This is a genomic window from Nocardiopsis oceani, from assembly GCF_054777395.1.
In genome coordinates this window covers 126,189-150,832 of the sequence record NZ_BAAHAR010000009.1, presented here as the reverse complement: position 1 = coordinate 150,832, position 24,644 = coordinate 126,189, and the positions used below count along the sequence as shown (strand labels likewise).

Below are 24,644 nucleotides of genomic sequence, written 5' to 3'. Positions count from 1 at the left end.
TTCCGTGGTGGTTTTGGCAGGAGGGTCACACTCGGTCTCATTCCGAACCCGGTCGTTAAGTCTCCTTGCGCTGATGGTACTGCCCTGTGGTGGGGTGGGAGAGTAGGTCGCTGCCACGGTTTTTCTTGGGGGGGTTGTTCCTGCGGGGGCAACCCCCTTATTTTTTTCACGTGTGGTTCAGTTTTTTTGAAATATATTCAAGGGATCATCCTTTCATTGGGTGATCCTTTTTATTCTGTTCTTTATGTGAACAGGAGTGCGCTTGGTGAACATCCTACTCCCGTGTAACATTGGTCACCTGCGTAAACATTGATTACCCACGATTTGAATATTGTAAGGATAGCCTTTCCTGGGTTAGGCTCGCCTATGTTGTGAGCTCGGGCCGGCCGAGTCTTATGCCCGTGAACCTCGGTAGGAGAAGCCCAGATGAACACGATCCCCCAACGGTTCAAGCTCGCGCTGGTGGCCGTTCCCGTCTTCGCTCTGATGGCCGCGGCCTGTGGTGGGGACGGTAATGGTGGCGCCGCGTCCGGGGATGACGACGCGGAAGACGCCATCACCATTTACTCCGGTCGCGATGAGGAACTGATCGAGCCGCTTATCGAGGACATGCGGGAGGCCACCGGCCTCGAGATCGATGTCCGTTACGGTGACACCGCCCAGATGGCCAACCAGATCCAGACCGAAGGCGACCAGACCAACGCGGACCTGTTCATCGCCCAGGACGCGGGTGCACTCGGACTCCTGGTTCAGGAAGGGCTGCTCGCCGAACTCCCCGGTGACATCACCGACCAGGTCCCGGACGAGTACCAGGACGGCAACGGTGAATGGATCGGGCTCTCCGGCCGTTCCCGAGTCATCGCCTATGCCCCCGACAACGTCGACGAGGTCCCTGACAGCGTCCTCGACCTGACCGACTCCGAATGGGAGGGCAGGGTCGGTATCGCGCCCACCAACGCCAGCTTCCAGTCCTTCGTCACCGGCCTTCGGGTGATCGAGGGCGACGAGACCGCGGAGCAGTGGCTCGAGGACATGGCCGACAACGACGTCCAGCTGTTCGAGAACAACCGTGCGATGTTCGACGGCCTCGAGACCGGCGACATCGATCTCAGCCTGAACAACCACTACTACTGGTACGAGCGCCTGAAGGAGACCCCGGACGAGGTCACTTCGGAGCTGCACTACCTGCCTGTCGCTGACGCCGGAAGCCTCGTCAACGTCGCCGGTGCAGCCATCACCGCTGACGCGGCGAACCCGGAGGGCGCTCAGACCGCCTTGGAGTTCCTCATCGGTGAGGAGGCCCAGACCTACTTCACGGAGGAGACCTCCGAGTACCCGCTGGTCGACGGGGTTCCGCCCAACGAGGACCTTGAGGAACTGGACAGCCTCGAGCAGCCCGACATCGATCTCACCGATCTGCACTCCCTGGACGAGACCGTCGAGATGATCCGCGAAGCGGGCCTGGAGTGACGGACGTCCATCCTGGACGCACACAGCCGGAGTCGCCCCTGAAGACGGGCGGCTCCGGCCGTGCCGTGTCTGTCCCCTTCTCCCTGCCGCTGTACCTACTGGCCGGAACCACCGCTGTTCTGGCCGTGCTCCCCCTGCTGTACGTGCTCGTCCAGGCCTTCTCGGACGGACCGGGCACCCTGTTCGACGCACTCACCCGCGGCCGGACCGTCGAACTGCTGTTCAACAGCCTGGTTCTGACGGCGACCGTCACCGCGGGCTGTCTCATCCTCGGGATCGGGCTGGCCCTGCTGGTCGCCCGCGTACGGCTGCCCGGCGGTCGACTCTGGGCCCTGGTCGCCACGCTTCCCCTGGCCATCCCGAGCTATGTCGCCGCGATGGTGTGGATGGAGGCCGTCCCCGAGGTCCAGGGGTTCACCGGCTCGCTGATCGTCCTCACCCTGACCTGCTACCCCTACGTCTTCCTCCCCGTCGTCGCCGCGCTGAGCCGGGCCGACCGGGACCAGGAGGAAGTGGCGCGCTCTCTCGGACGCGGATCCCTGTACGTGTTCTTCCGGGTGACCCTGCGCCACGTCCAGCCCTCCGCCGCGGCGGGATCCCTCTTGGCGGCGCTGTACGTCCTCTCGGACTTCGGCTCCGTAGCGACCCTGCGCTATGACACCATCACCAGGGCCATCTACAACGACTACGCCAACCGGTTCGACATGGCGAGCGCGGCCTCGCTCAGTGCTCTCCTGGTCGCCGTCACCCTCCTGGTGCTGTGGGGCGAGGCACGGGCACGCGGACGGGCGCGGTTCAGCCGGGTCGGCGCCGGTGCGACCAGGCTCCGGCCGCCCAAGGACGTTGCCGGGGACCTCACCGCACACCTCTCCCCCGGTCCTGCCCGTGCCGCACGTGGCCTGGTGAGCGGCCTCCTAGTGCTGCCGTTCGTCCTGGTTGCATCGGCCGCCTTGGTCTTCCCTGTCACCAGCCTCAGCTACTGGATCGTCCGGGGTACCTCTGCCGGAATCGACCTGCCCCGCATGACGGAGACCGCGCTGACGACGCTGGGCGTCTCCGCGGTGGCCGCGGTCCTCACCTTGATCCTGGCGCTTCCCGTCGGAATCCTCGCCGCCCGCCACCGGGGCCGGATCCCCCGCCTGCTTGAAGGCGCCACCTGGATGGGCTATTCGATGCCCGGTGTGGTGGTGGCGGTGGCCCTGGTCTACTTCGCGGTCAATCACGCGTTCGCGCTGTACCAGCAGCTTCCGCTGATGATCTTCGCCTACGCGCTGCTGTTCCTCCCCGCGGCGGTCGGCTCGGTGCGCAGCGCGGTCGCCCAGTCCCCGCCCGGACTGGAGGAGATCGGGCGTTCGCTTGGCCGTACTCCCCCGCAGGTGTTCACCAGGATCACGTTGCCCCTGGCGTTCCCCGGCGTCGCGGCCGGCGGCACTCTCGTCTTCCTGACCTGCATGAAGGAACTTCCGGTGACCTTGATGCTGCACCCCACCGGGATGGAGACCATCGCGATGCGGCTCTGGAGCGCCACCAACGTGGGCCGGTTCGCCGAGGCCGCGCCCTACGCGATGATGCTCATCGTCCTGGCTTCGGTGCCCGCGTTCGTACTGGGCCGCAAGGCCACGGCAATGGAGAGGTGATTCCATGAGCGGTCTCGTCGTCGAAGGGGCGGAGAAGTCCTTCGGCCGTACCGGTGTACTGCACGGGGTCGACCTGCAAGTGCAGAACTCCTCGCTCGGTGCCCTTCTGGGCCCGTCCGGTTGCGGCAAGACCACACTGCTGCGGCTGGTCGCCGGGTTCGAACGGCTGGACGCGGGAACCCTCCGGGTCGGTGACCGGGTGCTCGCCAGCGGCCGGGCCGTCCACGCGCGACCAGAGCGCAGGGGTGTCGGTGTGGTTCCGCAGGAGGGGGCGCTGTTCCCCCACCTGTCCGTAGCTCGCAACGTCGCCTTCGGCCTGGGCCGGAACTGGCGTGAGCGGATGGGTGGACGAGCCCGCCGACGGGCCCGCACCGAGGAGGTCCTGGAACTGGTCGGGCTCGTCGGGTACGCGGACCGGATGCCGCACGAGCTGTCCGGCGGGCAGCAGCAGAGGATCGCACTGGCTCGGGCTCTGGCACCGGAACCCGAGCTCGTCCTGCTGGACGAGCCCTTCAACGCCCTCGACCCGGCCTTGCGGACGGGGCTGCGCGAGGAGGTCCGGCAGGTACTGCGCACCGCCGGGGTCACCGCGCTGCTGGTTACGCACGACCCCGAGGAGGCGTTGTCGACCGCCGACAGCGTGGCGTTGATGCGGGAGGGCGAGGTCGTCCAGGCCGGGACGCCACGTGGGGTGTATGAGCGGCCGGGGGACGCGGGGCTGGCCAAATACCTGGGGGAGACCGTGGTGATCCCGGGGGAGCTGCGTGCCGGCCGGGTGGAGTGTGCGCTGGGCGCTGTGGAGGCTTACACGGTTGGCGACGCCGGAGAGGGGTCCGTGGTGCTGCGGCCCGAGCGGATCGATTTCGCCCTTGAGGGTGAGAGCGGTTCAGGGGAGGGGGTGCTCGGCCGCGTGGCCGACGTGACCTTCGCCGGGCACGACAGCGTGGTGCACCTGGCCGTGGAGGGGTCGGGCACACGCGTCAGAGCGCGGTCACACCGTCATCCCGCCCCCGAGATCGGTGCGCAGGTGTGGATCCGGGTCTCCGGGGAGGTCGCCTTCTTCACGGGTGAGGCCGCGCAGGCGCACGGTTGGGAGAACCGTTCGGCGGTTGCGGCGGGCCACCACTGAGGAAGCCCGCCACGTGGCCGAGGCCGGGGCACCCGAGGGTGTTCCCGGTGTCGGGGAGGCCGGGAGCGGGATCCGGTCAGCCGCTGCCGGAACGGTGCCCGCCACTGGCCGGAAACCGTCGAACACGGCCTAATCGTCGTCGGCCTCCGGCGTTTCGATGAGTTGCCGCAGCAGGGCAACGAAATCGTCCTCGCTCATTGCCGACCAGTCCACGTGCTCGTTCATGTTCAGCGGTCTCCCCAAACTCCGCACCGATAAGCCTCTGAGGGCGGTATTGGTTCGAGAAGTCTGGGTTAACAACGTGTTGGCGCAGGTGGGGGAGCTGGCCGGAATGGGCCCCGGTGTTTGCGGTCCGTCAGACGCGCTGTTGGAGGGCGCTCCGGCACTCGGGGCAGCGGCAGCGCTTGTTGTAGCCGGTGACGCTGCCGTGGGGCAGGGAGGGGTCGCGCTGCTCGGTGAGGGTCGCGTCGAGCTGTTCGCCGAAGGGCTTGAGGACGCGCGCTGTGGAGAAGACCTGCTTGGGGTTGATGCCCAGCTCTCCGGCGGCGTCGTCGATGTGCTTACCCATGCGGAGTTTTGCGATGAGGCGTGATCGGGTGCTAGGGGGCATCTGGGCCTCCGCGTTCGCGATCAGCTGCTCTGCGTCGTCAATCGGGTAGCTCATGGGTTTCCTCTACATGTACGGGTACGCCCACCGGGGCGGGCACCTCAAGCATCGTACGCGCTTTGCCCCCGCAAGTATCGGGCTGAGCCATACGTGACATGAAGCTACAACCCCCGCAGTACGGGCCTTGCTGCTCGCGCATCCCGCCCGTCGCGCGTGCCGTACACCCCGCGGGACGCCCTCCGAGGCGTCGGCCCGGGGTTCTCCGGAAGGGCCGGACGGGGCCCCTGGGGGCCGAGAAAAGGGTGTTGGGCGCTCACGAGTCATGTGACTCCACTGTACGCAACTCCAGTTACTTATCGTAACAAAGTGCGAGTTTTCTTGATGTCCGGTGCGCCCTATCCCGCGGCTAATGCATCGAAACGGCCGCACTTTTCTAGAAACTCATTGCTAGATGCTAGGCCCCGTGTTTCGCTGGTGGCATACCCTCGCCACTCTGCGTCATTGGATCAGTGTTATGACCAGCCCCACGGTCCGCCGACGGCGACTCTCCGCCGAACTCCGCCGCCGCCGTGTGCAGGCCGGCATGACCCTCAACGACGTGGCGGAGGAGCTGGAGTGGTCACCGGCCAAACTCGGCCACATCGAGACCGGCATCCGCAAGTGGCCCTCGGTCATGGAGATCTCCGCCCTGCTGCGGCTGTACGGGGTTACCGGAGGGCAGCGCGAGGCGATTCTGACCCTGGTCCGCGAGTCGCGGCTGCGCCCTTGGTGGACCGAGTACGAAGACGTTCTCTCCTCCGCCTACGTGGGAAACGAGGCCGGTGCGGTCTCCGTGCAGTCCTACGCGGGCATTCTCGTTCCGGATCTCCTCCAGGTCCCCGACTACACCGCGACGCTCGCGCGCTCCCTCGGCCATGGAGAGCACGGAGCCGAACGCATGGTCGCCGCCTACCTCAAACGCCAGGAGATCCTCGACTCCGGCTCCCTGCGCCGCTACCGCGCGGTCATCGAGGAGGACGCCCTCCAGCGCGTCTCCGCCGATCTCGGGCTGTTGCGCGCCCAGACCCACCGGATCGTCGAACTGGCGACCGAGTCCGAACGGGTGACCATCCAGCTTCTGCCGACCTCCGCTGGCCCGCACCCAGGCCTCGCCGGGCCCTTCTCGATCCTGGAGTTCGAAGAGGACGAGGCTGACCTGGCCTACGTCGACGCCACCCAGGGCGGAGGGATTGTCGAAGCCGATGAATCGGTCCGTTCCTGCCGGAGAGTTTGGGATCATCTCACCCGGATAGCGGCGTCACCGCAGGCCAGTGTGGGGATTCTGCGCCGGATGGCGCTCCTGACCTAGTTGGACGGGCCCGCCACAGGGGCGATCCGAGGAAGAAGCCGGTGTGATTCCGTCCACCGTGGCAGGGATCGCCCGCCGTGGCTTGCTAGTCTGCTAGGTGACAACCTCATAAAGTTGGCCATGGAGCCCTCGCCTCAAGGCGGGAGCCCGTGCGTACGACCGGTTTTCCAAGAGAGAAAGGTCCGGACAGTGAAGAAGATCATCGTTCTGGCACTGGTGGCCCTCGGGGCTTTCGCCGTCTACCGCAAGATCCAGGCGGACCGCGCAGAGCTCGACCTGTGGACGGAAGCCACCGCGGCCAGCGAGAGCTGATCAGCGGATCCATCTGGCCACCGATCGGGGGCCGGGAGGTTACCAACGGGTCGTCGGTGAACACCCACGAGTGTCACCGAGCGTCCGTATCAGAGTGACACGAAGACGTGGGTGGGCCGACAATCCCGTGGTGCGACCCACGGCTTTGTGCTGTATCCGGTCCCTGGTCGGCCCACGGGCGCCGAAGCTCCGGCGCCGTGACCGGGACCGCTTCCCGAAGCGGGTATGCTCTCCTAGGTGACCAGGTCCCAGACCCGGTCCAAGGGGCCATAGCTCAGCTGGCAGAGCGCCGGTTTTGCATACCGGAGGTCAGGGGTTCGACTCCCCTTGGCTCCACAGAGAAGAACAGCAGATCAGGCGTAGTAGACGGGGGCTCCCAGCGGGGGTCCCCGTTCGCTGTTTCCGGGGTCCGGTGCACATTTAGTACAGGAGAACACGGGCAGGCCGCCTCTCGGAGCGCGGCCGACCGCTCTTTGGCGGGACCGCGAGAGCGCGCTACCCGCCTACGGCACCGTCGATGCTGCTATCTGCATGCCGGCCGCACCGGCCGCAAGAATGTACGTCGCCGTGTGCTCGCGGACCACGGGATCGGGAGCCGAGACCTGATCGAGCAAGATGCCGTCCATGACTGCACAGACGAATCGGGCGGCCGCCAGCGAATCGGGCCCGGGTAGTGACTGGGCGATCTTGGCCACGAACCGATTCCTGGCCGCGGTGACGATCGCCTCCCGGCGCGGATTCCCCGAGGCGTCGAGATACAGGTGGAACCGCGCGCGGACGTGATCGGGTCGCGCCAGCATCGCCTCGGCCACGGTCTGGGCGCGCCGAAGCAAGGCTCCGTCATCTCCGTGTGCAGCCGCCTCTCGCTCGGCTTCGGAGATCTCGTGCACGAGCGGGAGATCCAGGTCCGCCACATCGTCTCTGAAGCGCTGCGTCTCTACCCGCCTGCCATGATCTCGGTTCGATATGCCATCGAGGGCTTCGCACGAGTCGGCTTCGTCATTTCCTCTGGGGAACCCCAGATCCCCGGGCCAGCCGGGGCGGCTCAGCCACCAGCGGTGGCTGTGGTGGGGTCGATGGTGGAGTGGACCATACTCACCCGACTTACGGGGAACCCGCCACGATCGGCGTGCTCGCGCACGGTGGCCACATCGGGTGCTTCGCGTACACAGTACAGGCGGTCATCGGTGACGTAGCTGTGCAACCAGCGGTGGTCGACGTCGAGGCCGTCGACCACGGAATTGGACTTCGCGGCGATGTCGGCCAGCTGGTCGGCGGTCAGCTCACCGGCGCCGGGGAGGTCTCGTTCGATCACGTAGATAGGCATGGTGGGCGTCCCTCCTCAGCTGGCGGGCTCCGTGGCGCCGAACCGGCTGACTGGGGCCCGGTGATTGCGCAAGTGATGAGGCTTTCAGGATATCGGGTGCGCACAGGCGTGTCATTACGGTCCTCCCACGGGAACGCTCGGCGGAGGCCCCGTAGCCGGGGCCGGCGAGCGGACACGGCGTCCCCGGCCTGTTCCAGGGGTGCTGTCCGAGGCTTGCGCTGTCGGCGTCCCCGTTCCTGTTGCGCCCTGATAAATATGTGGTCTGGGTCTCTCTTTGGGTGGGTATGAACCCGTGGTCCGTGCCAACGACAGCCTCGTCTGTTTCAGGTGACGAGGGCCAGGCCTCCCCCTTTCTCCTACCCCCAACCCCTCACGGCCTCTGTCGCTGGCTCACCGAGGAATCAGGTGATGTATGCGATTGGCTTTCGCACGATCCGACGACCCCGATGACGGCAGGGTAGGCGCGACTCCGGAGAGTGTCGCCACCCTGACCGGACGCGGTCTGGAGGTGGAAGTCGAAACGGGTGCCGGCAAGGGGGCCGGCCACTCGGACCAGGACTACCGAGACGCAGGAGCCGTCATCGTCGACGGCGATACACTCTTCGCCCGGGCGGAGACGGTCGTGACCGTGGTCCCACCGTCCGTCGAGCGACTCGCGACGATTGCGGAAGGCGCGACCCTGATCGGGCTCCTGCGCCCGGTCCACGAAACGGACGTGGCCAGAACTCTGGTGGAGCGCCGGGTGACTGCGATCGCCATGGAGTTGGTGCCGCGCATCAGTAAGGCCCAGTCCATGGACGCGCTGTCCTCCCAGGCAGGGATCGCCGGGTACAAGGCTGTACTCATCGCGGCCAACGGGGTCGACAAGCTCTTCCCCCTCTCGATGACCGCGGCCGGAACGGTGAAACCGGCCAGAGTGGTCGTCCTGGGCGTCGGAGTGGCGGGCCTCCAGGCGATCGCCACCGCCAAGCGCTTGGGCGCCACGGTGAAGGCCAATGACGTCCGAGCCGCCGCCGCTGACGAGGTGAGCTCGCTCGGCGCGGACTTCATCCACATCCCCGGTGTCACCGACCAGACCGACGGTGCCTACGCGAAGAAGCTGGGCGAGGAACTCACCAGGGCGCAGCACGAAGCTCTGGCGCCCCATGTCGCCCAGGCCGACGCTGTCATCTGCACGGCCCAGATCCCCGGGCGGCCCGCACCGACCCTGCTCACAGCGGAGATGGTCGAGCGGATGCCGACCGGCTCGGTGGTGGTCGACCTCGCCGCGGAGGACGGTGGCAACTGTTCCCTCACCGATAGCGGTGGCCAGGTCGACCACGGCGGGGTGCGGGTCATCCCGGCCCCGCAGTTGGCGCGCAGCCTTCCGAGCGAGGCCAGCGCCCTGTACGCACGCAACATCGTCAACCTCCTCTCCCGGATCGTCACTGACGAACGAGAGCTGGACGTCGACGCGGACCCGGAACTCAGCGGGTTCGTTCTTGCCAAAGACGGTGAGATCCGCCATGAACCGGCCGCGGCCGCGCTCGCGTCCGCCGGGTCGGCCGACTCGATGGGGGCCGCCTCATGACCGGCACACTCGTTCTCGCCGTCTACGTCTTCGTGCTTGCCGCCTTCCTCGGGTACGAGTTGCTCACCAAGGTGCCCCCGATGCTCCACACCCCGCTGATGTCGGGCGCCAACGCCATGTCCGGTGTCGTGGTGATCGGTGCTCTGGTGCTGGCCGGATCCACGACCGGCGTGACCGCGACGGTCTTCGCTGGGCTCGCCGTGGCCCTGGCCACCGCCAACGTGGTCGGCGGCTTCATGGTCACCGACCGCATGCTGGGCAGCTTCACCACTGGAAGGAGCAAGGAATGATCGCGGTGGAGCTGGTCCAACTCTCCTACCTGGTACCGGTGGCGCTGTTCGTCATCGGACTCAAGCGCCTCTCCAAGGTGCGCAGCGCGCGCCGGGGAAACTTCATGCTGGCGGCCGGCATGCTGCTGGCCGTAGTCATCACCCTGGTGGAGATGGGAGTGGTCGACTACACCTGGATTATTGCCGGGATGGTCGTCGGAGCGGCGGCCGGAGTGGTGATCGTGGTTCGCGCTTCAGCCACTTCCATGCCACAGGTCGTGGCGCGCTTCAACGGCTTCAGTGGTGCCGCCGCGGCCCTGGTCGCTCTCTCCCTGTTCTGGGACAGGGTGGTGGCCCCGGACACTGGCGGGATACCGCTGAGCACCCTCGGCGTGCTGGAGTCCATCGCCCTACTGATCTCTGTGGTGATCGGGGCCGTGACCTTCTCCGGGTCGATTCTCGCCGAAGCCAAGCTGTGGGGGCGCCTGAGCCGCCTCAGCAGGGTTCCTGGTCGTGCTCCGCTGCTCATCGCGGGGTCGGTGCTGGGTGTGGCCTCCGCGGTCACAGCGCTGGTCCTGACGGACGTGCGGTTCGCGGCCCTGGCCATCCTCGGCCTGCTGGTCCTGAGCCTCCTGGTGGGCTTCCTCGCGGTCGCGCCGGTCGGCGGCGCGGACATGCCGGTGATGATCTCACTGCTCAACTCGGTTTCCGGCCTCGCCGTCGCCGCGAGCGGATTCGCGATCGGCAACACCATGCTCATCATGGGCGGCATCATCGTGGGCGCCGCGGGTCTCATGCTCACCCAGATCATGTGTGTGGCCATGAACCGCACCCTGCTGAGCGTGTTCGCGGGAGGTCTCGGTGACGGGGCGGCCCTCGAAGGCGGGAGCGACACCTACGAGAACGTGGTCGGCTCCGATCCGGAGGAGGCCTCCATGGTCCTGGAGGTGGCCCGGAGCGTGGTGATCGTTCCGGGCTACGGGTTGGCGGCGGCCAGAGCCCAGCAGGCGGCGGCCGATCTCGCCGACGTTCTAGCGGACCAGGGCGTGGAGGTGCGGTTCGCCATCCATCCGGTGGCCGGCCGCATGCCGGGCCACATGAACGTCGTCCTGGCCGAGGCGAATGTGCCTTACGAGCGGCTAGTGGAGATGGAGCGGATCAACCACGACTTCGCCAGCGTCGACGTGGTGATCGTTGTGGGGGCGAACGACGTGGTCAACCCCGTGGCCAACGCGGCCACCGGTTCCCCGATCGCCGGGATGCCCATCCTCGACGTGGAGAACGCCAAGCGTGTGATGGTGGTGAAGCGAAGCCTCTCCCCCGGATACGCGGGTATCAAGAACGAGCTCTTCGAGCGGGACCACTGCTCGATGCTCTTCGGGGACGCCAAGCAGGTCCTGGACGACCTTGTGCGTGAGCTCAAGGCCAACGCCCCCGCCTGATCCCACCCCTGCCCAGTCTCCTTCCAGTAGACCCCGCCGTCCGGTCGTTCCAACGGCCGGACGGCGGGCCCCGAAACAGGGATGGGAAATCCAAATGGGGGTCCCATGGTCCGATTGAGGGGGTGGCCTCTGTCCTCCAGAGGACAATTATCCCTGGTTTGCGTCGGTTTCTCATAGTTACTAATCAGTAGTTCCGGGGTCGTTTGTGCGGGTGGGAATTGGGTGGCATGTGGGGTTGCCTAGGGTGTACGGCACTAGCGTCCGCATAGCCCGATCGGGTGGGTTCAGTGTCCAGGTGTCCAGTTCGACCAGGCCTGTCACGGTCGGGTGAGTCGCTCATGGGATGACGCGTAGTCGCAGGTCACCCGGCTTGCCGAAGAATGGTCTGAGAGTGACCTTTCATTACGGTTGCACGGGGGTGCTCGTATCACATGCAGTAACCCTGCGTGTGTGTATGATGACACTTCCCCAAGAAGCAATGGTCCTAGTGGGCCATATGAGAAATAGGCCTCTTGGGGTCTGTTGGTGAACTCGGCCGATCCGTAGTTTCGACACCAACGACAACGAGGAACACAGCCCGCCGAAACGATCGACCCCCAAAGGCGAGCCGTGCGGCCCCCCGCCCGGCATCGTGCACCGTCCTCGCATCGGCCAGCTGTCCCTCGTCCACCGAAGGCCATGCCGAACGGTGGGTTCCGATCACCACACATGCTGATCTTGGGAGTGGGGCAACATGTGGAATGAGAAGATGGCGGCGCGTGCTAAGTGCCGCGAAATCGACCCCGACGCCTTGTTCGTACAGGGCGCCGCACAGAATCGCGCGAAGTTGATCTGCCGGGGATGCCCGGTGCGCACCCAGTGCCTCGCCGAGGCCCTGGACAGTCGGATCGAGTTCGGTGTCTGGGGAGGCATGACCGAACGCGAGCGCCGGGCCCTGCTGCGTCGGCGCAAGGATGTCAGCAGCTGGTACGACCTGCTCACCAGCGCGGAGCGCCGCTACACGGAGGAACAGGCTCAGCAAGAGCCGGTACGTACCCCCGCGGCCGCTGTCGCACGGCACTGACGGAGCCGCCGCCAGGGAGGGGAGCCCGGGCGGATCTGAGCGCCGGTACGAGGATGTCCGCGTACGGCCTGGCCACCGTGGTGGTGTGAGGCGAGTCCCGGCCGAAGCCGATGTCGGCCCCCTCAGCGGGGAGGCCGACTCAGGGGAGGATCAGGGACGACCCCCATAGCCGCGCACGGCGCTATGCCGCATCATGGATGGAGGCGCGGCCATCCTCGTAACGGCCGCGCTCGGCGAAGCGCATTGGGAGTGGGGATGGCCGTGCAGAACCCTCAGAATCCGCAGCGGCGGTACCCGTGGGATCAGGGCACCGCGGCGCCGCAACCCCAAGTCAGGCTCACCCACGCCGACCGTGACGCGGTCGCGGAGGTGCTCCGTGAGGCCTACTCGCAGGGGCAGCTGGACGAGGAGGAGTTCGACGAGCGGCTCGACAAGACCATGAAGGCCAAAGTGGGCTCCGAACTCGCGCCGCTCACGACGGACCTCGGGGTCCAGATCTCCGCGGACGGCGGAGCCCGTCCGGCCGGAGCCTCCCTCACGGAGCGGAACCGCTTCGCGGGAGGAACGAACACGGACGGGGGTAGGCGTACGGAGAACCCGGCGGAGAAGGTCGGCGCGGCGGTGGGGCACCTGTCGCCGTACTTCTTCCCCGTCCTCACCCCGCTGGTCCTGTTGCTCGTCAGCGGGAACAGCTCGCCCTACCTGCGCAGGCAGGCGCTGGAAGCGTTGAACTTCCAGCTCTTCTGCATCATCGGGATGATCGCGAGCGCCCTGTTGTTCTGGCTGGTCCTGCCGATCCTCACGCTGCTGGGCTTCGCCATCGGCTTCTTCATCCTGCCGATCTTCGCGACCGCCGCCAGCGCGATGGGCCGGGACTGGAAGTACCCGCTGACCTACCGCCTCATCAAGGACGACTGAGACGGCTGAGCGGGAGGTCCGGCCCCGGGCCGCAAAGCGCGCGCCTCGGTGCGTGCCTCAAGACGCGGGCCCTCATGTGCTGTTCCAGCACGGTGCTCCATGCGCGGTTCCGCCCTGGGGCGGGGCCACTGCGGAAGGGCCCCGCCCGAACCGGCGGGAGGGACGTCAGCGTTCGGGGCGCCCGTTGTCCTGTGCGCGGCTGTCGCCCTTGGCGGCGCGCACTGTCTCCTTCGCCTTCGCCTTGGTGGCCTTGGCGGTGTCGGCCGCGCTGTCAGCGGTGTCCGAGGCCTTCTCCTCCAAGTTCTCGCGGGTTTCGCGGACCTGATCGCGGGCCTGGTCCAGGTGCTCCTGCCATTCGGCGTCCTGGGAAGCCTGCCGCAGCCGGATGAGCGAGTACACGACCACACCGCCGACCACCGCGGCCCCGCCGATCAGGACCCCGCGGGGGATACGGCGGTTCCCGCTGCGGAACAGCCGCAGTCCCCGCCGACCCGGGTTGGGGTCGATTCGCTGCGCGGCCGTGGTCAGCAGCCCCGCCACCCGCGGTGCCACCGTGTCCTCGACCCGGAGCGCGGCGTTCTCCAACCGGGGAGCGGTCCAACCACGCGCCTGGAGGAGCTTCACGGCAGCCTGGTCCCGGGCCTGGTCGGCGTACGGGCCGAACCTGTCAGCCTGCTCCTGGGCAAGCTCTTGCAGGCGGGCGAGGGTCGCTTCCGCCTCCTTGCGGGCCTGGCGGGCCTTGCGACGCTTGGAAGTGATAGGCACGTCGTCAGCTCCTTCGATCGTTCACTGGTTCGTACGGTCCCACTACCCGCGGCGGCCGACGCATCACGGCCACTGCGGGCGGCTTCTCGTCGTCCTTCCCTGTTATCCGGGTGTTATCTCAACATACGTCCTCTGCGTCTGTGATCTACGTTTCAACACCGGCCGTCGCGAAGTGTCTTGCGAGTCGGTATCAGATTCAGTCCGGAGCTGGGCCGGAACCCTCCGCGGCCGGGCGGGTTCAGGCGGAACGCAACGAACAGAGCGGTAACGTGAGCACGTAAATCGCACTCGACCGAAAGGCACTGAGGTGTCGGACTCCACGGGTCAGCCCACCGCGCGGCTGAACACCACCAAGGGAACCATCGTCGTCAAGCTCTTCGAGGAGCAGGCGCCGGAGACGGTCGCCAACTTCATCGGGCTTGCCGACGGTTCGAAGCAGTGGATGGACCCCGCCACGGGCAAGCCGTCCAACAGCAGCCTCTACGAGGGCACGATCTTCCACCGTGTCATCGACGGCTTCATGGTCCAGGGCGGGGATCCGCTGGGCACCGGTCGCGGTGGCCCCGGCTACACGTTCGCCGACGAGATCCACCCGGACCTGCGCTTCGACCGTCCGTTCCTGCTGGCCATGGCCAACGCCGGACCGGGCACCAACGGCTCCCAGTTCTTCATCACCGTCGGTGAGCCGAACTGGCTCAACGGCCGCCACACCATTTTCGGCGAGGTCGTCGAGGGAAGTGACGTCGTCACCGAGATCACCAATGTCGCGACGGACGCGCAGGACCGTCCGCGCGAGGACGTGGTGGTCAACAGCGTCGAGATCACCCGATAGGGCGACCCCGCGCTGCGACACAGAGGAGCGACGAGCCACCCATGACCGCATCTCCCCCTCCGCCCGGGGCCTCTTCCGGACCCGGCCCCGAACCGGGAACGCCGCGCACGTGTTACCGGCACGGCGACCGCGAGACCGGGGTCAGCTGCACCCGGTGCGAACGGCCGATCTGCCCGGACTGCATGGCCGAGGCCTCGGTGGGGTTCCACTGCCCCGAATGCGTCGCGGAGGGGAACCGGAGGGTGCGGTCCGCGCGGACCACCTTCGGGGGCAAGGTCGTCCAGAAGCCGTACGTGACCTGGACGATCCTGGCCATGATGGCGGTGGGCTTCGTCGTTCAGATGGGCACGGAACCGGCCCTTCAGGCCGTCCCGTCGCCGCTGGTCGAACTGTTCAGCATGTGGGGCGTCGGGGTCCTGCAGGGTGAGTGGTACCGGCTGATCACCGCCGCCTTCCTGCACGGCAGTGTGATGCACCTGCTGTTCAACGGGTACGCGATGTTCCTCCTGGGCCAGCAGCTGGAGCGGTGGCTCGGGCACGGCCGGTTCCTCGCCTTGTGGGCCATGGGCGCACTGGCCGGTTCGGTGCTGAGCTTGCTGGTCTCACCGACACAGCCCTCGGTCGGCGCTTCCGGTGCGATCTTCGCGCTCTTCGGTGCGGTGTTCGTGATCGGCCGACGCCTCCGGCTGGACATGCGGATGATCGTCGTCCTGCTGGGGCTCAACCTCGTCATCACCTTCCTGGTCCCCAACATCTCCTGGACCGCCCACATCGGCGGCCTGGTGGCGGGTCTGGCCATCGGTGCGGTGTTCGCCTACCTGCCGCGGCCCTCGGACAACAAGACCAAGGCGTCCACGCGCACGCTCGTGCACGCCAGCCTGGTCACCCTGTTCGGGTTGCTGCTGTTGGCCTTGGTCGTCTTCGCCCCGATGATCTGGTTCGTCGTGATGTCGTCGGCCGCCTGAGCCGCTGCCCCGGAACACGGCGGCCCCAGAACGTGGACAAGGCCCTCGGAGAGCTCTCCGAGGGCCTTATCCATGCGCGGACCACCCAGAGAGCACGTACACGCGGGCATACCGAACAGAGCTACCCACAACCTGTGGATAACCCTGTGGAAAACCAGATAGCTGGCCGAACGCCCATTCCGGGTCGTTGGCGCCGTTATGGGACCGTCGACTGGGGTCGTCGCGGCCGAGGGGAAAGGGGCCGGGGGTCAGTGCCAGCGCGTCGACAGGATGACGGCCACGATGATCCCGCTGAAGCCGATCAGCAGGTTCCAGTTGTGCCAGTCCTGCATGTAGGGCACGTGGGTACCCGCGATGTAGTAGACCCCGATCCAGAGAATGCCCAAGATGAAGAAGCCAAGCATCGTCGGCACGAGCCAACGAGGACTGACCTTCGGCTTCTCTTTGGAAGGAGGCGGAGTGTAAACAGCCTTCTTCTTGCGATCGTTGCGGGACTTGGGCACGGTCGCTGCTCCAGTATGTGGGGCGGTTCGGAATGAAACCACAGTCTACGCCCAGCGCCGGTCCATCGTCACCGTCGGGAGGTCCCAAAACCTGAACGGATGGGGCTTGTAGGGCGCGGCAAACCGGCGCACTGGGAACACGAAAGCGGGCCGCGCTCCCTGAGCACGGCCCGCTTCGGCCCGGTCGGCCTGCCTTGTACCTAGCGGCTCAGCCCTTAGCCGCGGCCGGGGCGGAAGCCGCGCTCGTCATCGTCATCGTCGTCGTCATTCGGCGGAGGGTCGTCCGGGTCGGTGGGCAGGTCCGGAAGCGTCGGTTCCTCGGGTTCGGTGGGCTCGTCCGTCGGATCTTCGTCCGGAGCCACGGCCAGTGTCACGACCACCGTGGTGTCGGCGTTGACGCTCTGGTCGGCTGCGGGCGACTGGTTGATCACCGTGCCCTCGGGTGCCCCGTCCTCTTGCTCCTGGAAGTCTGCACTCAGACCCGCTGAGTCCAAGGCGGACTGGGCCTGGTCCTGGGTCATCCCCTGGAGGTCCGGAACCTGTACCTGGTCCGGGCCGGAGGAGATGATCAGCGTGACCTCGTCGGAGGGAGCGACCTGGTTGCCCGCCGACGGCTCCGTGCCGATGGCGTTGCCTTCCGCGACGGTCTCGTTGGCCCTGTTCTCCGTGGTGACGTTCTCGAACCCGGCGTCGGTCAGCGTGGACATCGCGTCGGCCTCGGACTGGCCCTCGACGCTCGGGATCTCCAGGTCGCCTGGGCCGGAGGAGACGTAGATGACGATCGAGTCGGTGGCCTCGATCTCTGCCCCGGCTTCGGGATCGGTCTCCAGGACCGTCCCCTCCTCGGCCTCGTCGTCGGCCTGCTCCTCGGCGCGGAAGTTCTCGAAGCCGTCCTCGGTGAGTTGGGCTTCCGCCTGTTCCTGAGTGCTCCCCGAGAGGTCGGGGACAGCCATGGTCTCGACCTCGGCGCCCTCCTGGTTGAACAGGAAGAACACTAGAACGAGCGAGCCGATCACGCCGAGCGCCAGGAGCAGCCACAGGGCGGCCTTTCCGCCGCCGCCCTTCTTCTCGTCCCGGTAGTCGTCGTAATCGTCGTAGTCGTCGTACTCCGAGTTGTCGGCGGGGGGCAGCGTCGTGGTCGCGCCCGCAGCGGCCATCGCCATGGTGCCGGCCTGGGTCGGCATCCCGGCCAGGCCCCGCTGGATGTCGGCGCGCATCTCCGCGGCGTTCTGGTAGCGGTCCTCGCGGTCCTTGACCATCGCGCGGAGGGTGACGTCCTCCAGCCAGTCCGGTACCTGCGGGTCCACTTCGGACGGCGGGACCGGATCCTCACGGACGTGCTGGTAGGCGATGGACACCGGTGAGTCACCGGTGAACGGCGGCTGCCCGGTGAGCAGTTCGTAGAGCACGCAGCCGGTGGAGTAGATGTCGCTGCGCGGGTCCACCCGCTCGCCGCGCGCCTGCTCCGGGGAGAGGTACTGCGCCGTGCCGATGACCTGCGAGGCCTGCGTCATCGTCGCCTGGTCGTCACTCATCGACCGCGCGATACCGAAGTCCATCACCTTGACGTCGGCGTTGCGGGTGAGCATGACGTTCGCGGGCTTGATGTCCCGGTGCACGATGCCGTTGTCGTGGCTGTACTCGAGCGCCTTCAGGATGCCGTCCACCAGCTCCGCCGAGCGTTCCGGCAACAGCTTGCGGTCGTCGTCGAGCAGCTCCTTGAGCGTGCGCCCGTCCACGTACTCCATGACGATGTACGGGATGGACACCCCGTCGATCATGTCCTCGCCGGTGTCGTACACCGCGATGATCGCGGGGTGGTTCAACGAGGCCGCGGACTGTGCCTCCCGGCGGAAGCGCGCCTGGAAGACGTGGTCGCGGGCCATGTCGTGTCGGAGCGTTTTGATCGCGACGAGGCGGTCGAGCCGTAGGTCGCGTGCGCGGTGAACCTCGGCCATGCCGCCGCGCCCGACCACCGAGTCGAGTTCGTAGCGTCCACCGAGGAGCCGGGGCTGGGACATGTCGTGCACTAATCCTCGTGTCTTCCGGAGGCCGCCCGTGGGCCGCCGCCTACCCTGAGCGTCTGCCGCTCATTGCTTGGTCACGGGTCTTGCTCTCATTGCTAACGGGCTTCGGGGTCCTCATCGCCGGGATCCTCCGGAGGGGGATCGTCGCCGGGATCATCGTCGCCGGGATCATCGTCTTCCCCGTCGTCTTCGGAATCCTCGTCGCCGTCCTCCTCTGGGGCGGTGGGTTCCTCTTCGCCTTCCCCCGGAACGGGGTCTTGGGTCGGTTCCCCCTCCTCGGGCTGAGTGTTCCACTCGGGGGTCTCCTCCACCGGCACCGGGACCTCGGGCTCCTCTTCTTCCGCCTCCTCCTCGGTGGGAGTGGGCGACGGAGTGGGGGAGTTCTCCGAGACCGGGGGCCTCGTGGTGTCGTTGACGTTCTGCGTGTCCGGGTCTTCACCGAACAGGAACCCGGCGAAGGCCACCGCCACGATCAGGATCGTCGCGGCCAACGCCGCCAGGATGACGGGAGCGCTGATCCGGCGCTTGGAGTCGGAATCCTCGGCCAGCGTAGCTGAATCCCCGTCCTGACCAGCGGGTACGGCGGGCTGACCGGCGGTTCGGCGGGCCGAGGGTGTCGGCCCCGTCCGAGATCCGGGTTCGGGAACGGTGCTGACCACCATGGTCTGGGCCAGGCCGTTGAACCCCGTCGACGGGGTGGGCGGCCCGGTACCCGCGTTGGAGCGGATCACCGCGGCCAGGTGCGCGACCTCGCCGGCCGACGCAGGACGGTCGTCCGGCTCCTTCGCCAGCATCGAGGTGACCAGGTTGTCGATCTCGGCCGGTACGTGGTCGGGAAGCTCAGGCGGGTCGTCACGGGTGTGCGCGAGGGCGAGGGCCACGGGGCTGTCCCCGGTGAACGGGGGCTGGCCGGCGAGGCACTCGTAGGCCACCACACCGAGCGCGTACAGGTCGGACGCCGCGCTCGCCGGCCGTCCCGACGCCTGCTCGGGCGAGATGTACTGGGCGGTCCCCATGACCATGCCGGTCTGCGTGAGGGTGACCGACATGTCCCCGCGCGCGATGCCGAAGTCGGTCAGTTTGAGCTGGCCGTCCCCGGTCACCAGTAGGTTTCCGGGCTTGATGTCGCGGTGCACCACCCCTCGGGAGTGCGCCGCGGCGAGCGCCTTGGCCGCCTGGCAGATGAAGTCGAGCGTCTGGTCGGCGCTCAGGTGCCCGTGCTCCCGCAATACCTGGGAGAGGGGTTCGCTGACCACGAGCTCCATGATCAGGTAGGCGCGTCCGTCCCCTTCGCCGTAGTCGTAGACCTGGGCGATACCCGGGTGGGACAGGCCGGCGGTGATCCGCCCCTCCGTCCGGAACCGTTCTCTGGCCGTCGGCTCGGCCATCTGGGCCGGGTGCAGCAGTTTCACGGCGACCGAGCGGTTGAGCAGCGTGTCGGTCGCCCGCCACACCGTGCCCATCCCCCCGGAGCCGATCTGCTCCTCCAGGCGGTAACGGTCACTGAGAACGGTCCCGATGAGTTCACCGGGACCGCTCTGCGAAGACGGCTCGTAGGCGCTCACTACAGAACCACTGCCTCCATCATCTCGCGGGCGATCGGCGCGGCGAGCTCGCCGCCGCTGCCGCCACCGTGTTCGATCACCACCGCGACCGCGACCTCCGGGTCGTCGGCGGGTGCGAATCCGATGAACCAGTTGTGCGTTCCGCGGTCATCGCCGGTCTCAGCGGTACCGGTCTTGCCAGCCACGTCCACGCCCTGGATGGCAGCGTTGGTACCGGACCCGTCGGGTCCGGTGACCAGAACCATCATGTCCGTGAGCATAGACGCGGTGCTGGCACTTGTGGCCTGACTGTAGACCTCCGGTGTGGTCTGGGTGACGACGGAGCGGTCCGAGTCGCGGACCGATTCGACGAGGTAGGGGTGCATGACCTCGCCAGAGTTGGCCACACCTGCCGAGACCATCGCCATCTGCAACGGGGTCGCTTCGACGTTGGACTGGCCGATACCGGCTCGGCCCAGGATGTTGTGGTCCTCCTCGGGCGGGGACAGGCTCGGGGTCACGCCCATCGGCACGTTGAGCGGCTCGTTCTCCTCGTTGAAACCGAAGGCCGTGGACTGCTCGGCCAAGGCGTCGCCGCCCATCTCGATCGCCCAGTTGGCGAACGAGGTGTTGCAGGAGATCTGGATCGAGTGCGCCAGGGTGTCCGGTTGCCCGCCGTTGCAGGTGCCGTCCGGGGTCGCGTTGGGCAGGGTGTGCCCCATGAGGTCCAGGGTGTCCGGCGCGTCCATGGTGCTTTCCGGGTCGGCGTCCAAGTGCTCGATGGCCGCCGCGGCGGTCACGACCTTGAATGTCGAACCCGGGGGGTAGCGCTCGTTGAACGCCCGGTTGAGCAGCGGCTGGTCCTCGTCCGCTTCCAGGTCGCCGTAGTTGTCGATGGCCGCGGCCTCGTCGGTGATGCTGGAGACGTCGTTGGCGTCGTAGGACGGGTAGGAGACCGAACCCAGGATGGCGCCGCTGTCCGGTTCGATGGCGACCGCGGATCCGTTCATGCCGAGGCTCTCGAACCCCTCGAATCCGGCGGTCTGCACGGCGGGGTCGAGGGTCAGCTCGACCCGTGCCCCCTCGGGCTCGCGACCGGTGATGATGTCGCGGAAGTTGCGCACGGCGAGCCGGTCGTCGGTGCCGTCCAGCAGGGTGTTCTCGGTGTTCTCGATCCCCGAGGCCCCGTAGCTGCGGAAGGAGCCGACCACCGGTGTGTACATGGTGCCGTCGGTGTACATGCGCTGGAAGCGCGCCGGGTCGTCACCCTCGGAGATGTCCTCGGAGTAGGCGACGTTCTCGTCGCCGATGACGATGGGTCCGCGCGGTTCCGTGAGGCGCTCGGAGTACTGGCGCGAGTTCAGCGGGTCCTCGCGGATCGCGTCCGCCTGGAACCCCTGGATCCAGGTGAGCTGGAGCATCAGCGCACCGAACAGGATCATCGAGAAGACGCTGAGGCGTCGGATGGTTGTGTTCATCGCCGGATCACCTGGGTGGCCCCCTCGTCCTGGATCGCCTGCGGGGCCGGACGGCGCGCGTTGTCACTCATCCGGAGCAGCAGGCCGATCATGAGCCAGCTGGCCATCAGGGCGGAACCGCCCGCGGCCAGGAAAGGCGTGGTCATACCGGTCAGGGGGATGATCCGGAGCAGACCGCCGAGCACGACGAACACCTGGAAGCACATGACGAAGGCCAGGCCGCTCGCCAGCATCTTCACGAACAGCTCTCGGGAGGCCAGCGCGATGCGCATGCCCCGCTCCACCAAGAGGAAGATGACGATCAGGATGGACATGAGGCCGGTCAGGCCCAGGTCCTCGGCCAGTGATGCGAGGATGAAGTCGCTGTCCGCGGCGAAGATGTGGTGCGCTTGGCCGCCGCCCATGCCGGTGCCGAACAGGCCGCCGTAAGCCATACCGATCTGGCCCTGCACCAGCTGGGCACTGCCGCCGAGCCGGTCGTAGACCTCGGGGTCGTAGGCGTGGAACCAGATGTCGACGCGCTGGCGGAAGTGCCAGAAGACCTGCATGGCCAGGGCCGCGGCCGCGACGAACACGCTGACGCCGATGATGACCCAGGACGAGCGCTGCGTGGCCACGTACAGCATCGCCAGGAAGGTACCGAAGAGCAGCAGCGAGCTCCCGAGGTCCTTGGTGATGACGAGCAGGCCGATCGCGGCGACCCAGCCCACCACCATGGGCATGAAGTCACGCGCACGGGGCAAGTCCATGATCTTGAACCGGCCGACCTTGATCTGCTTGGCCGCCAGCGACAACACCTGCCGCTTGGTGACCAGATAGGACGACAGGAAGATGACCAGCGCGATCTTCGCGAACTCGGAGGGCTGGAGCGTGAAGCCGCCGAACCCGATCCAGCGGCGGGCGCCGTACTCGGAGATACCGAGGCCCGGGATCATCGGCAGCGCGATCAGGATGATCGCGGCCAGGGCGCAGATGTAGGTGTAGCGCTGCAGGACCCGCGGTTCCTTGAGGAAGAACAGCAGGGCGATGCACATCGCGATGCCGACCGCGGTCCAGATCAGCTGCATGCCGACACCGGCGTGTTCGATGTCGCCGGAGTCGGCGGCGTCGAGGCGCCAGATCATCGCCACGCCGATCCCGTTGAGGAACAGCGCGCAGGGCAGGATCAGGGGGTCGGCGTAAGGGGCGATGAAGCGCAGGGCGACGTGCGTGGCCAGTGCCATGGCACCGAAGATCAGGCCGTATCCCCACATCGCTGCGGGGACCTGGCCGTTGAGGTTGAGCCCGGACATCGCCATCGCGCCCATGGTGATGACGATGGTGATCCCGATCAGGACCAGTTCGGCGTTGCGCCGTTGAATCGGCGGCAACTCCGTGGGTGCTTCGTGGCCTGGGGCGCTCGTGGTGCTCACTGGGTCACCCCGATTCCTCGGTTTCGGTCTCCTGGCCGGCCTCGTCTTCGTCGGCCGGGGTCTCTTCGGCCGGGGACGCGCTCTCCTCGAGCTCCGCGATGACGCGGTCGGCATCGTCCCGGTCGTCGACCGGGATGGTGCGCGTGACGTCCTCGCGGTCGGTCTGCTGGAGGTCGTCGAGGCGGAGGTCGGTGACGTCGATCTCGTCGGACAGGCTGAAGCCGGCGATGTCGGTGTCGATGCCCTGGTAGACGCTGACGGTCTCACCCTCGGAGGAGACGCCCACGTAGAACTGGCTCTCGACGTACTGCCGACCGAAGTAGTAGCCACCGCCCGCGACCAAGGCGACCACGACCAGGAAGACGATGACCATCGGCCACCAGCTGCGGGTGCGGTACTCGGGCTCCGACTGCTCCTCGCGCGGCGGAGGCGCGTCGTAGTCGTCGTAGGAACCGTACGGCTGCTCCTCGTAAGGGGCTCCGTAAGCGGGGTCGGCTTGATCCTGATCCGGGTACTCGGCCTGGACGGGGTCCATCTCGGCGGTGTCGCCGCCGTTGCGGCGCAGCTCCTGGGCGCGTCTGGCCGGGCTGCTCTCGTTCGGCCCCGTGGATTCGTCCCGCTGGTCCGCCGCGCCGACCGTCTGAGCGCCGAACGTCGGACCCCCGCGGTCGGAGTCCGTCTCGATGACGTCGGCCACAACCGCGGTGATGTTGTCCGGCCCGCCGCCGCGGTTGGCCAACTCGATCAGCTTCTTGGCGGCCGTGCGCGGGTCGGCCTCCTTGGCGAGCGTCTCGTGGATGGTCTTCTTGCTGACCACACCGGACAGGCCGTCCGAGCAGAGCAGGTAGCGGTCGCCGACCTTGGCCCGGTTGATGGAGATGTCCGGGTCGACCGGCGTCTTGCCGTCGAGCGCGCGCAGGATCAGGGACCGCTGCGGGTGGGTGGCGACCTCTTCCTCGGTGATCTTGCCCTCGTCGACGAGGGTCTGCACCAGGGTGTGGTCGTGGGTGATCTGCTCGAAGCGCGAGCCGCGCAGCAGGTAGGCGCGCGAGTCACCGATGTGGATGAGGGCGACCTGGGAACCCGACCACAGCATCGCGGTCAGGGTGGTGCCCATGTTCTCCAGCTGGGGCTCCTGCCGGATGCGGATGGCGAGCGACTCGTTGGCCTGCTCGACGGCGCGCTGGAGGATCTCCGCCATCTCCTCGCCCCGAGGGTCGTCATCGGAGTCGAGCTGACGGATGGAGGCGATAGCGATGGAGCTGGCGACCTCACCGCCCGCGTAACCGCCCATGCCGTCGGCTACCGCGAGGAGGTGTTGGCCGGCGTAGCCGGAGTCTTCGTTGCCTTCGCGGAGGCATCCTACGTCGGAGTACGCCGCGTATCGGAGAGCGATTGTCATTTGCGCAGTTCCAGGACGGTTTTGCCGATACGGATGGGCTGACCCACCGTGATGGGCTGGGGGCGGTTCAGCTTCTGCTGGCCGAGGTAGGTGCCGTTCGTCGAATTGAGGTCTTCCACGAACCAGCGGCCGTTGTCTGTGTAGACACGCGCGTGGCGACCCGACGCGTAGTCATCGGTGATGACCAGCGTCGAGTCGGGGGCACGTCCGATGAGGATGGGTTGCGAGGCCAGATTGACGGTGGTTCCCGAGAGCGGGCCCTGGGTCACAGCCAGGATCGAGGGCTCGTTGCGGCGCGGCCTCTGCGCCCGCGCCGACTGAGACGACGCCGCCCGGCGCTGGGGAGGGCGTGCCGCGGGGCGAGCCTTCTTCTTGGCCTTCTTCTTGGACTGCCCGAAGAGGTCCGTGCGGATGACGCCGACCGCCATGAGGACGAACAGCCAAAGCACCGCGAGGTACGCGATCTTGATCAATATGAGGGTCAAGTTGGACATCGAACTGCTCTTCAGCCCCTGTCGTGCTTCGGCCGGGGTGGCGGTCATCGGCGCCGCCACCGTGTCTGCCCCACCTTCGAGTCGGTGAGTCTAGGTCGCTGGCCCGCGGCCCAGCCGGCCGCGGCCATTC

At 67.2% G+C, this 24,644-nt stretch carries 23 protein-coding genes, 1 tRNA gene and 1 rRNA gene; 14 read left to right on the top strand and 11 right to left on the bottom strand.

The genetic code is table 11. The annotated features are described in order from the left end of the window. The first annotated feature begins 3 nt into the window (after positions 1-3). The 4 genes from rrf to ACYVDG_RS07230 all read left to right on the top strand — a co-directional run bounded on the left by rrf (position 4) and on the right by ACYVDG_RS07230 (position 4,236). Positions 4-119, top strand: a 5S ribosomal RNA gene (rrf, locus tag ACYVDG_RS07245). A 307-nt stretch (positions 120-426) separates the two neighbouring features. Then, positions 427-1,470, top strand: a complete 1,044-nt coding sequence (locus tag ACYVDG_RS07240; protein WP_460747608.1) for an iron ABC transporter substrate-binding protein — start codon at positions 427-429, stop codon at positions 1,468-1,470. 65 nt (positions 1,471-1,535) lie between these two features. After that, complete coding sequence (locus ACYVDG_RS07235) at positions 1,536-3,107, top strand: ABC transporter permease (RefSeq protein WP_460747607.1); 1,572 nt, start codon at positions 1,536-1,538, stop codon at positions 3,105-3,107. 4 nt (positions 3,108-3,111) lie between these two features. Beyond that, complete coding sequence (locus ACYVDG_RS07230) at positions 3,112-4,236, top strand: ABC transporter ATP-binding protein (protein WP_460747606.1); 1,125 nt, start codon at positions 3,112-3,114, stop codon at positions 4,234-4,236. 355 nt (positions 4,237-4,591) lie between these two features. Here ACYVDG_RS07230 and ACYVDG_RS07225 read toward each other — a convergent pair whose 3' ends face one another. Beyond that, entirely contained in the window at positions 4,592-4,900 is a 309-nt protein-coding gene (locus ACYVDG_RS07225) for a hypothetical protein (protein ID WP_460747605.1), read from the bottom strand. A gap of 457 nt (positions 4,901-5,357) precedes the next feature. Between ACYVDG_RS07225 and ACYVDG_RS07220 the strand changes: the two genes are divergently transcribed. The 3 genes from ACYVDG_RS07220 (at position 5,358) to ACYVDG_RS07210 (ending at position 6,839) form a co-directional block, all read left to right on the top strand. Further along, positions 5,358-6,191: a helix-turn-helix domain-containing protein gene (locus ACYVDG_RS07220; RefSeq protein ID WP_460747604.1), complete on the top strand. Its 834-nt coding sequence runs from the start codon at positions 5,358-5,360 to the stop codon at positions 6,189-6,191. A gap of 189 nt (positions 6,192-6,380) precedes the next feature. After that, on the top strand, positions 6,381-6,503 hold the full coding sequence (locus ACYVDG_RS07215; RefSeq protein WP_014912962.1) for a DLW-39 family protein: 123 nt from the start codon (positions 6,381-6,383) through the stop codon (positions 6,501-6,503). A gap of 263 nt (positions 6,504-6,766) precedes the next feature. After that, positions 6,767-6,839 (top strand) — tRNA-Ala (locus ACYVDG_RS07210). A 167-nt stretch (positions 6,840-7,006) separates the two neighbouring features. Here ACYVDG_RS07210 and ACYVDG_RS07205 read toward each other — a convergent pair. Both ACYVDG_RS07205 and ACYVDG_RS07200 read right to left on the bottom strand, forming a co-directional pair. Next, a complete protein-coding gene (locus ACYVDG_RS07205) occupies positions 7,007-7,393 on the bottom strand; it encodes a hypothetical protein (protein WP_460747602.1) in 387 nt (128 codons plus the stop codon). A 155-nt stretch (positions 7,394-7,548) separates the two neighbouring features. Beyond that, positions 7,549-7,830 (bottom strand): DUF4242 domain-containing protein, encoded by a 282-nt coding sequence (locus ACYVDG_RS07200; RefSeq protein ID WP_460747600.1) that lies wholly within the window; start codon positions 7,828-7,830, stop codon positions 7,549-7,551. 412 nt (positions 7,831-8,242) lie between these two features. On the opposite strand from ACYVDG_RS07200, the gene ACYVDG_RS07195 reads away from it, so the two are divergent. The 5 genes from ACYVDG_RS07195 to ACYVDG_RS07175 all read left to right on the top strand — a co-directional run bounded on the left by ACYVDG_RS07195 (position 8,243) and on the right by ACYVDG_RS07175 (position 13,092). After that, positions 8,243-9,400, top strand: a complete 1,158-nt coding sequence (locus tag ACYVDG_RS07195) for a Rossmann-fold NAD(P)-binding domain-containing protein (RefSeq protein WP_460747598.1) — start codon at positions 8,243-8,245, stop codon at positions 9,398-9,400. After that, on the top strand, positions 9,397-9,690 hold the full coding sequence (locus tag ACYVDG_RS07190) for an NAD(P) transhydrogenase subunit alpha part 2 (protein WP_460747597.1): 294 nt from the start codon (positions 9,397-9,399) through the stop codon (positions 9,688-9,690). Before ACYVDG_RS07195 ends, ACYVDG_RS07190 begins: the two co-directional genes overlap by 4 nt. After that, positions 9,687-11,111, top strand: a complete 1,425-nt coding sequence (locus ACYVDG_RS07185; protein WP_460747596.1) for an NAD(P)(+) transhydrogenase (Re/Si-specific) subunit beta — start codon at positions 9,687-9,689, stop codon at positions 11,109-11,111. The genes ACYVDG_RS07190 and ACYVDG_RS07185 overlap by 4 nt, the downstream gene beginning before the upstream one ends. Positions 11,112-11,844: 733 nt before the next feature. Further along, positions 11,845-12,174: a WhiB family transcriptional regulator gene (locus ACYVDG_RS07180; RefSeq protein WP_460747593.1), complete on the top strand. Its 330-nt coding sequence runs from the start codon at positions 11,845-11,847 to the stop codon at positions 12,172-12,174. 255 nt (positions 12,175-12,429) lie between these two features. Continuing rightward, positions 12,430-13,092, top strand: coding sequence for a DUF1707 and DUF4870 domain-containing protein (locus ACYVDG_RS07175; RefSeq protein ID WP_460747591.1), 663 nt, complete (start codon positions 12,430-12,432; stop codon positions 13,090-13,092). 165 nt (positions 13,093-13,257) lie between these two features. Here the strand turns inward: ACYVDG_RS07175 and ACYVDG_RS07170 are convergent, their stop codons facing one another. Next, complete coding sequence (locus ACYVDG_RS07170; RefSeq protein ID WP_460747588.1) at positions 13,258-13,857, bottom strand: hypothetical protein; 600 nt, start codon at positions 13,855-13,857, stop codon at positions 13,258-13,260. Positions 13,858-14,164: 307 nt separating this feature from the next. On the opposite strand from ACYVDG_RS07170, the gene ACYVDG_RS07165 reads away from it, so the two are divergent. Both ACYVDG_RS07165 and ACYVDG_RS07160 read left to right on the top strand, forming a co-directional pair. After that, positions 14,165-14,689: a peptidylprolyl isomerase gene (locus ACYVDG_RS07165; protein ID WP_460747587.1), complete on the top strand. Its 525-nt coding sequence runs from the start codon at positions 14,165-14,167 to the stop codon at positions 14,687-14,689. Between the two features lie 41 nt (positions 14,690-14,730). Continuing rightward, positions 14,731-15,654, top strand: coding sequence for a rhomboid family intramembrane serine protease (locus ACYVDG_RS07160; protein ID WP_460747585.1), 924 nt, complete (start codon positions 14,731-14,733; stop codon positions 15,652-15,654). Between the two features lie 248 nt (positions 15,655-15,902). On the opposite strand, the gene ACYVDG_RS07155 is transcribed toward ACYVDG_RS07160, so the two are convergent. From ACYVDG_RS07155 to ACYVDG_RS07125, 7 genes are all read right to left on the bottom strand, one after another. Continuing rightward, complete coding sequence (locus tag ACYVDG_RS07155) at positions 15,903-16,157, bottom strand: cell division protein CrgA (RefSeq protein WP_460747583.1); 255 nt, start codon at positions 16,155-16,157, stop codon at positions 15,903-15,905. A 215-nt stretch (positions 16,158-16,372) separates the two neighbouring features. After that, the gene (gene pknB / locus ACYVDG_RS07150; RefSeq protein ID WP_460747581.1) at positions 16,373-18,178 is read right to left on the bottom strand and encodes a Stk1 family PASTA domain-containing Ser/Thr kinase; all 1,806 of its coding nucleotides are present in this window, start codon (positions 18,176-18,178) and stop codon (positions 16,373-16,375) included. A gap of 101 nt (positions 18,179-18,279) precedes the next feature. Beyond that, on the bottom strand, positions 18,280-19,749 hold the full coding sequence (locus ACYVDG_RS07145) for a serine/threonine-protein kinase (protein WP_460747580.1): 1,470 nt from the start codon (positions 19,747-19,749) through the stop codon (positions 18,280-18,282). Further along, a complete protein-coding gene (locus ACYVDG_RS07140) occupies positions 19,749-21,206 on the bottom strand; it encodes a peptidoglycan D,D-transpeptidase FtsI family protein (protein ID WP_460747579.1) in 1,458 nt (485 codons plus the stop codon). The genes ACYVDG_RS07145 and ACYVDG_RS07140 overlap by 1 nt, the downstream gene beginning before the upstream one ends. After that, positions 21,203-22,618 carry an FtsW/RodA/SpoVE family cell cycle protein gene (locus tag ACYVDG_RS07135; protein ID WP_460747578.1) on the bottom strand — a complete coding sequence of 472 codons (1,416 nt, stop codon included), beginning with the start codon at positions 22,616-22,618 and terminating at the stop codon, positions 21,203-21,205. Before ACYVDG_RS07135 ends, ACYVDG_RS07140 begins: the two co-directional genes overlap by 4 nt. Positions 22,619-22,622: 4 nt before the next feature. Further along, a complete protein-coding gene (locus tag ACYVDG_RS07130) occupies positions 22,623-24,020 on the bottom strand; it encodes a Stp1/IreP family PP2C-type Ser/Thr phosphatase (protein WP_460747577.1) in 1,398 nt (465 codons plus the stop codon). Further along, positions 24,017-24,514: an FHA domain-containing protein FhaB/FipA gene (locus ACYVDG_RS07125; RefSeq protein WP_460747617.1), complete on the bottom strand. Its 498-nt coding sequence runs from the start codon at positions 24,512-24,514 to the stop codon at positions 24,017-24,019. The genes ACYVDG_RS07130 and ACYVDG_RS07125 overlap by 4 nt, the downstream gene beginning before the upstream one ends. Positions 24,515-24,644 lie beyond the last annotated feature (130 nt).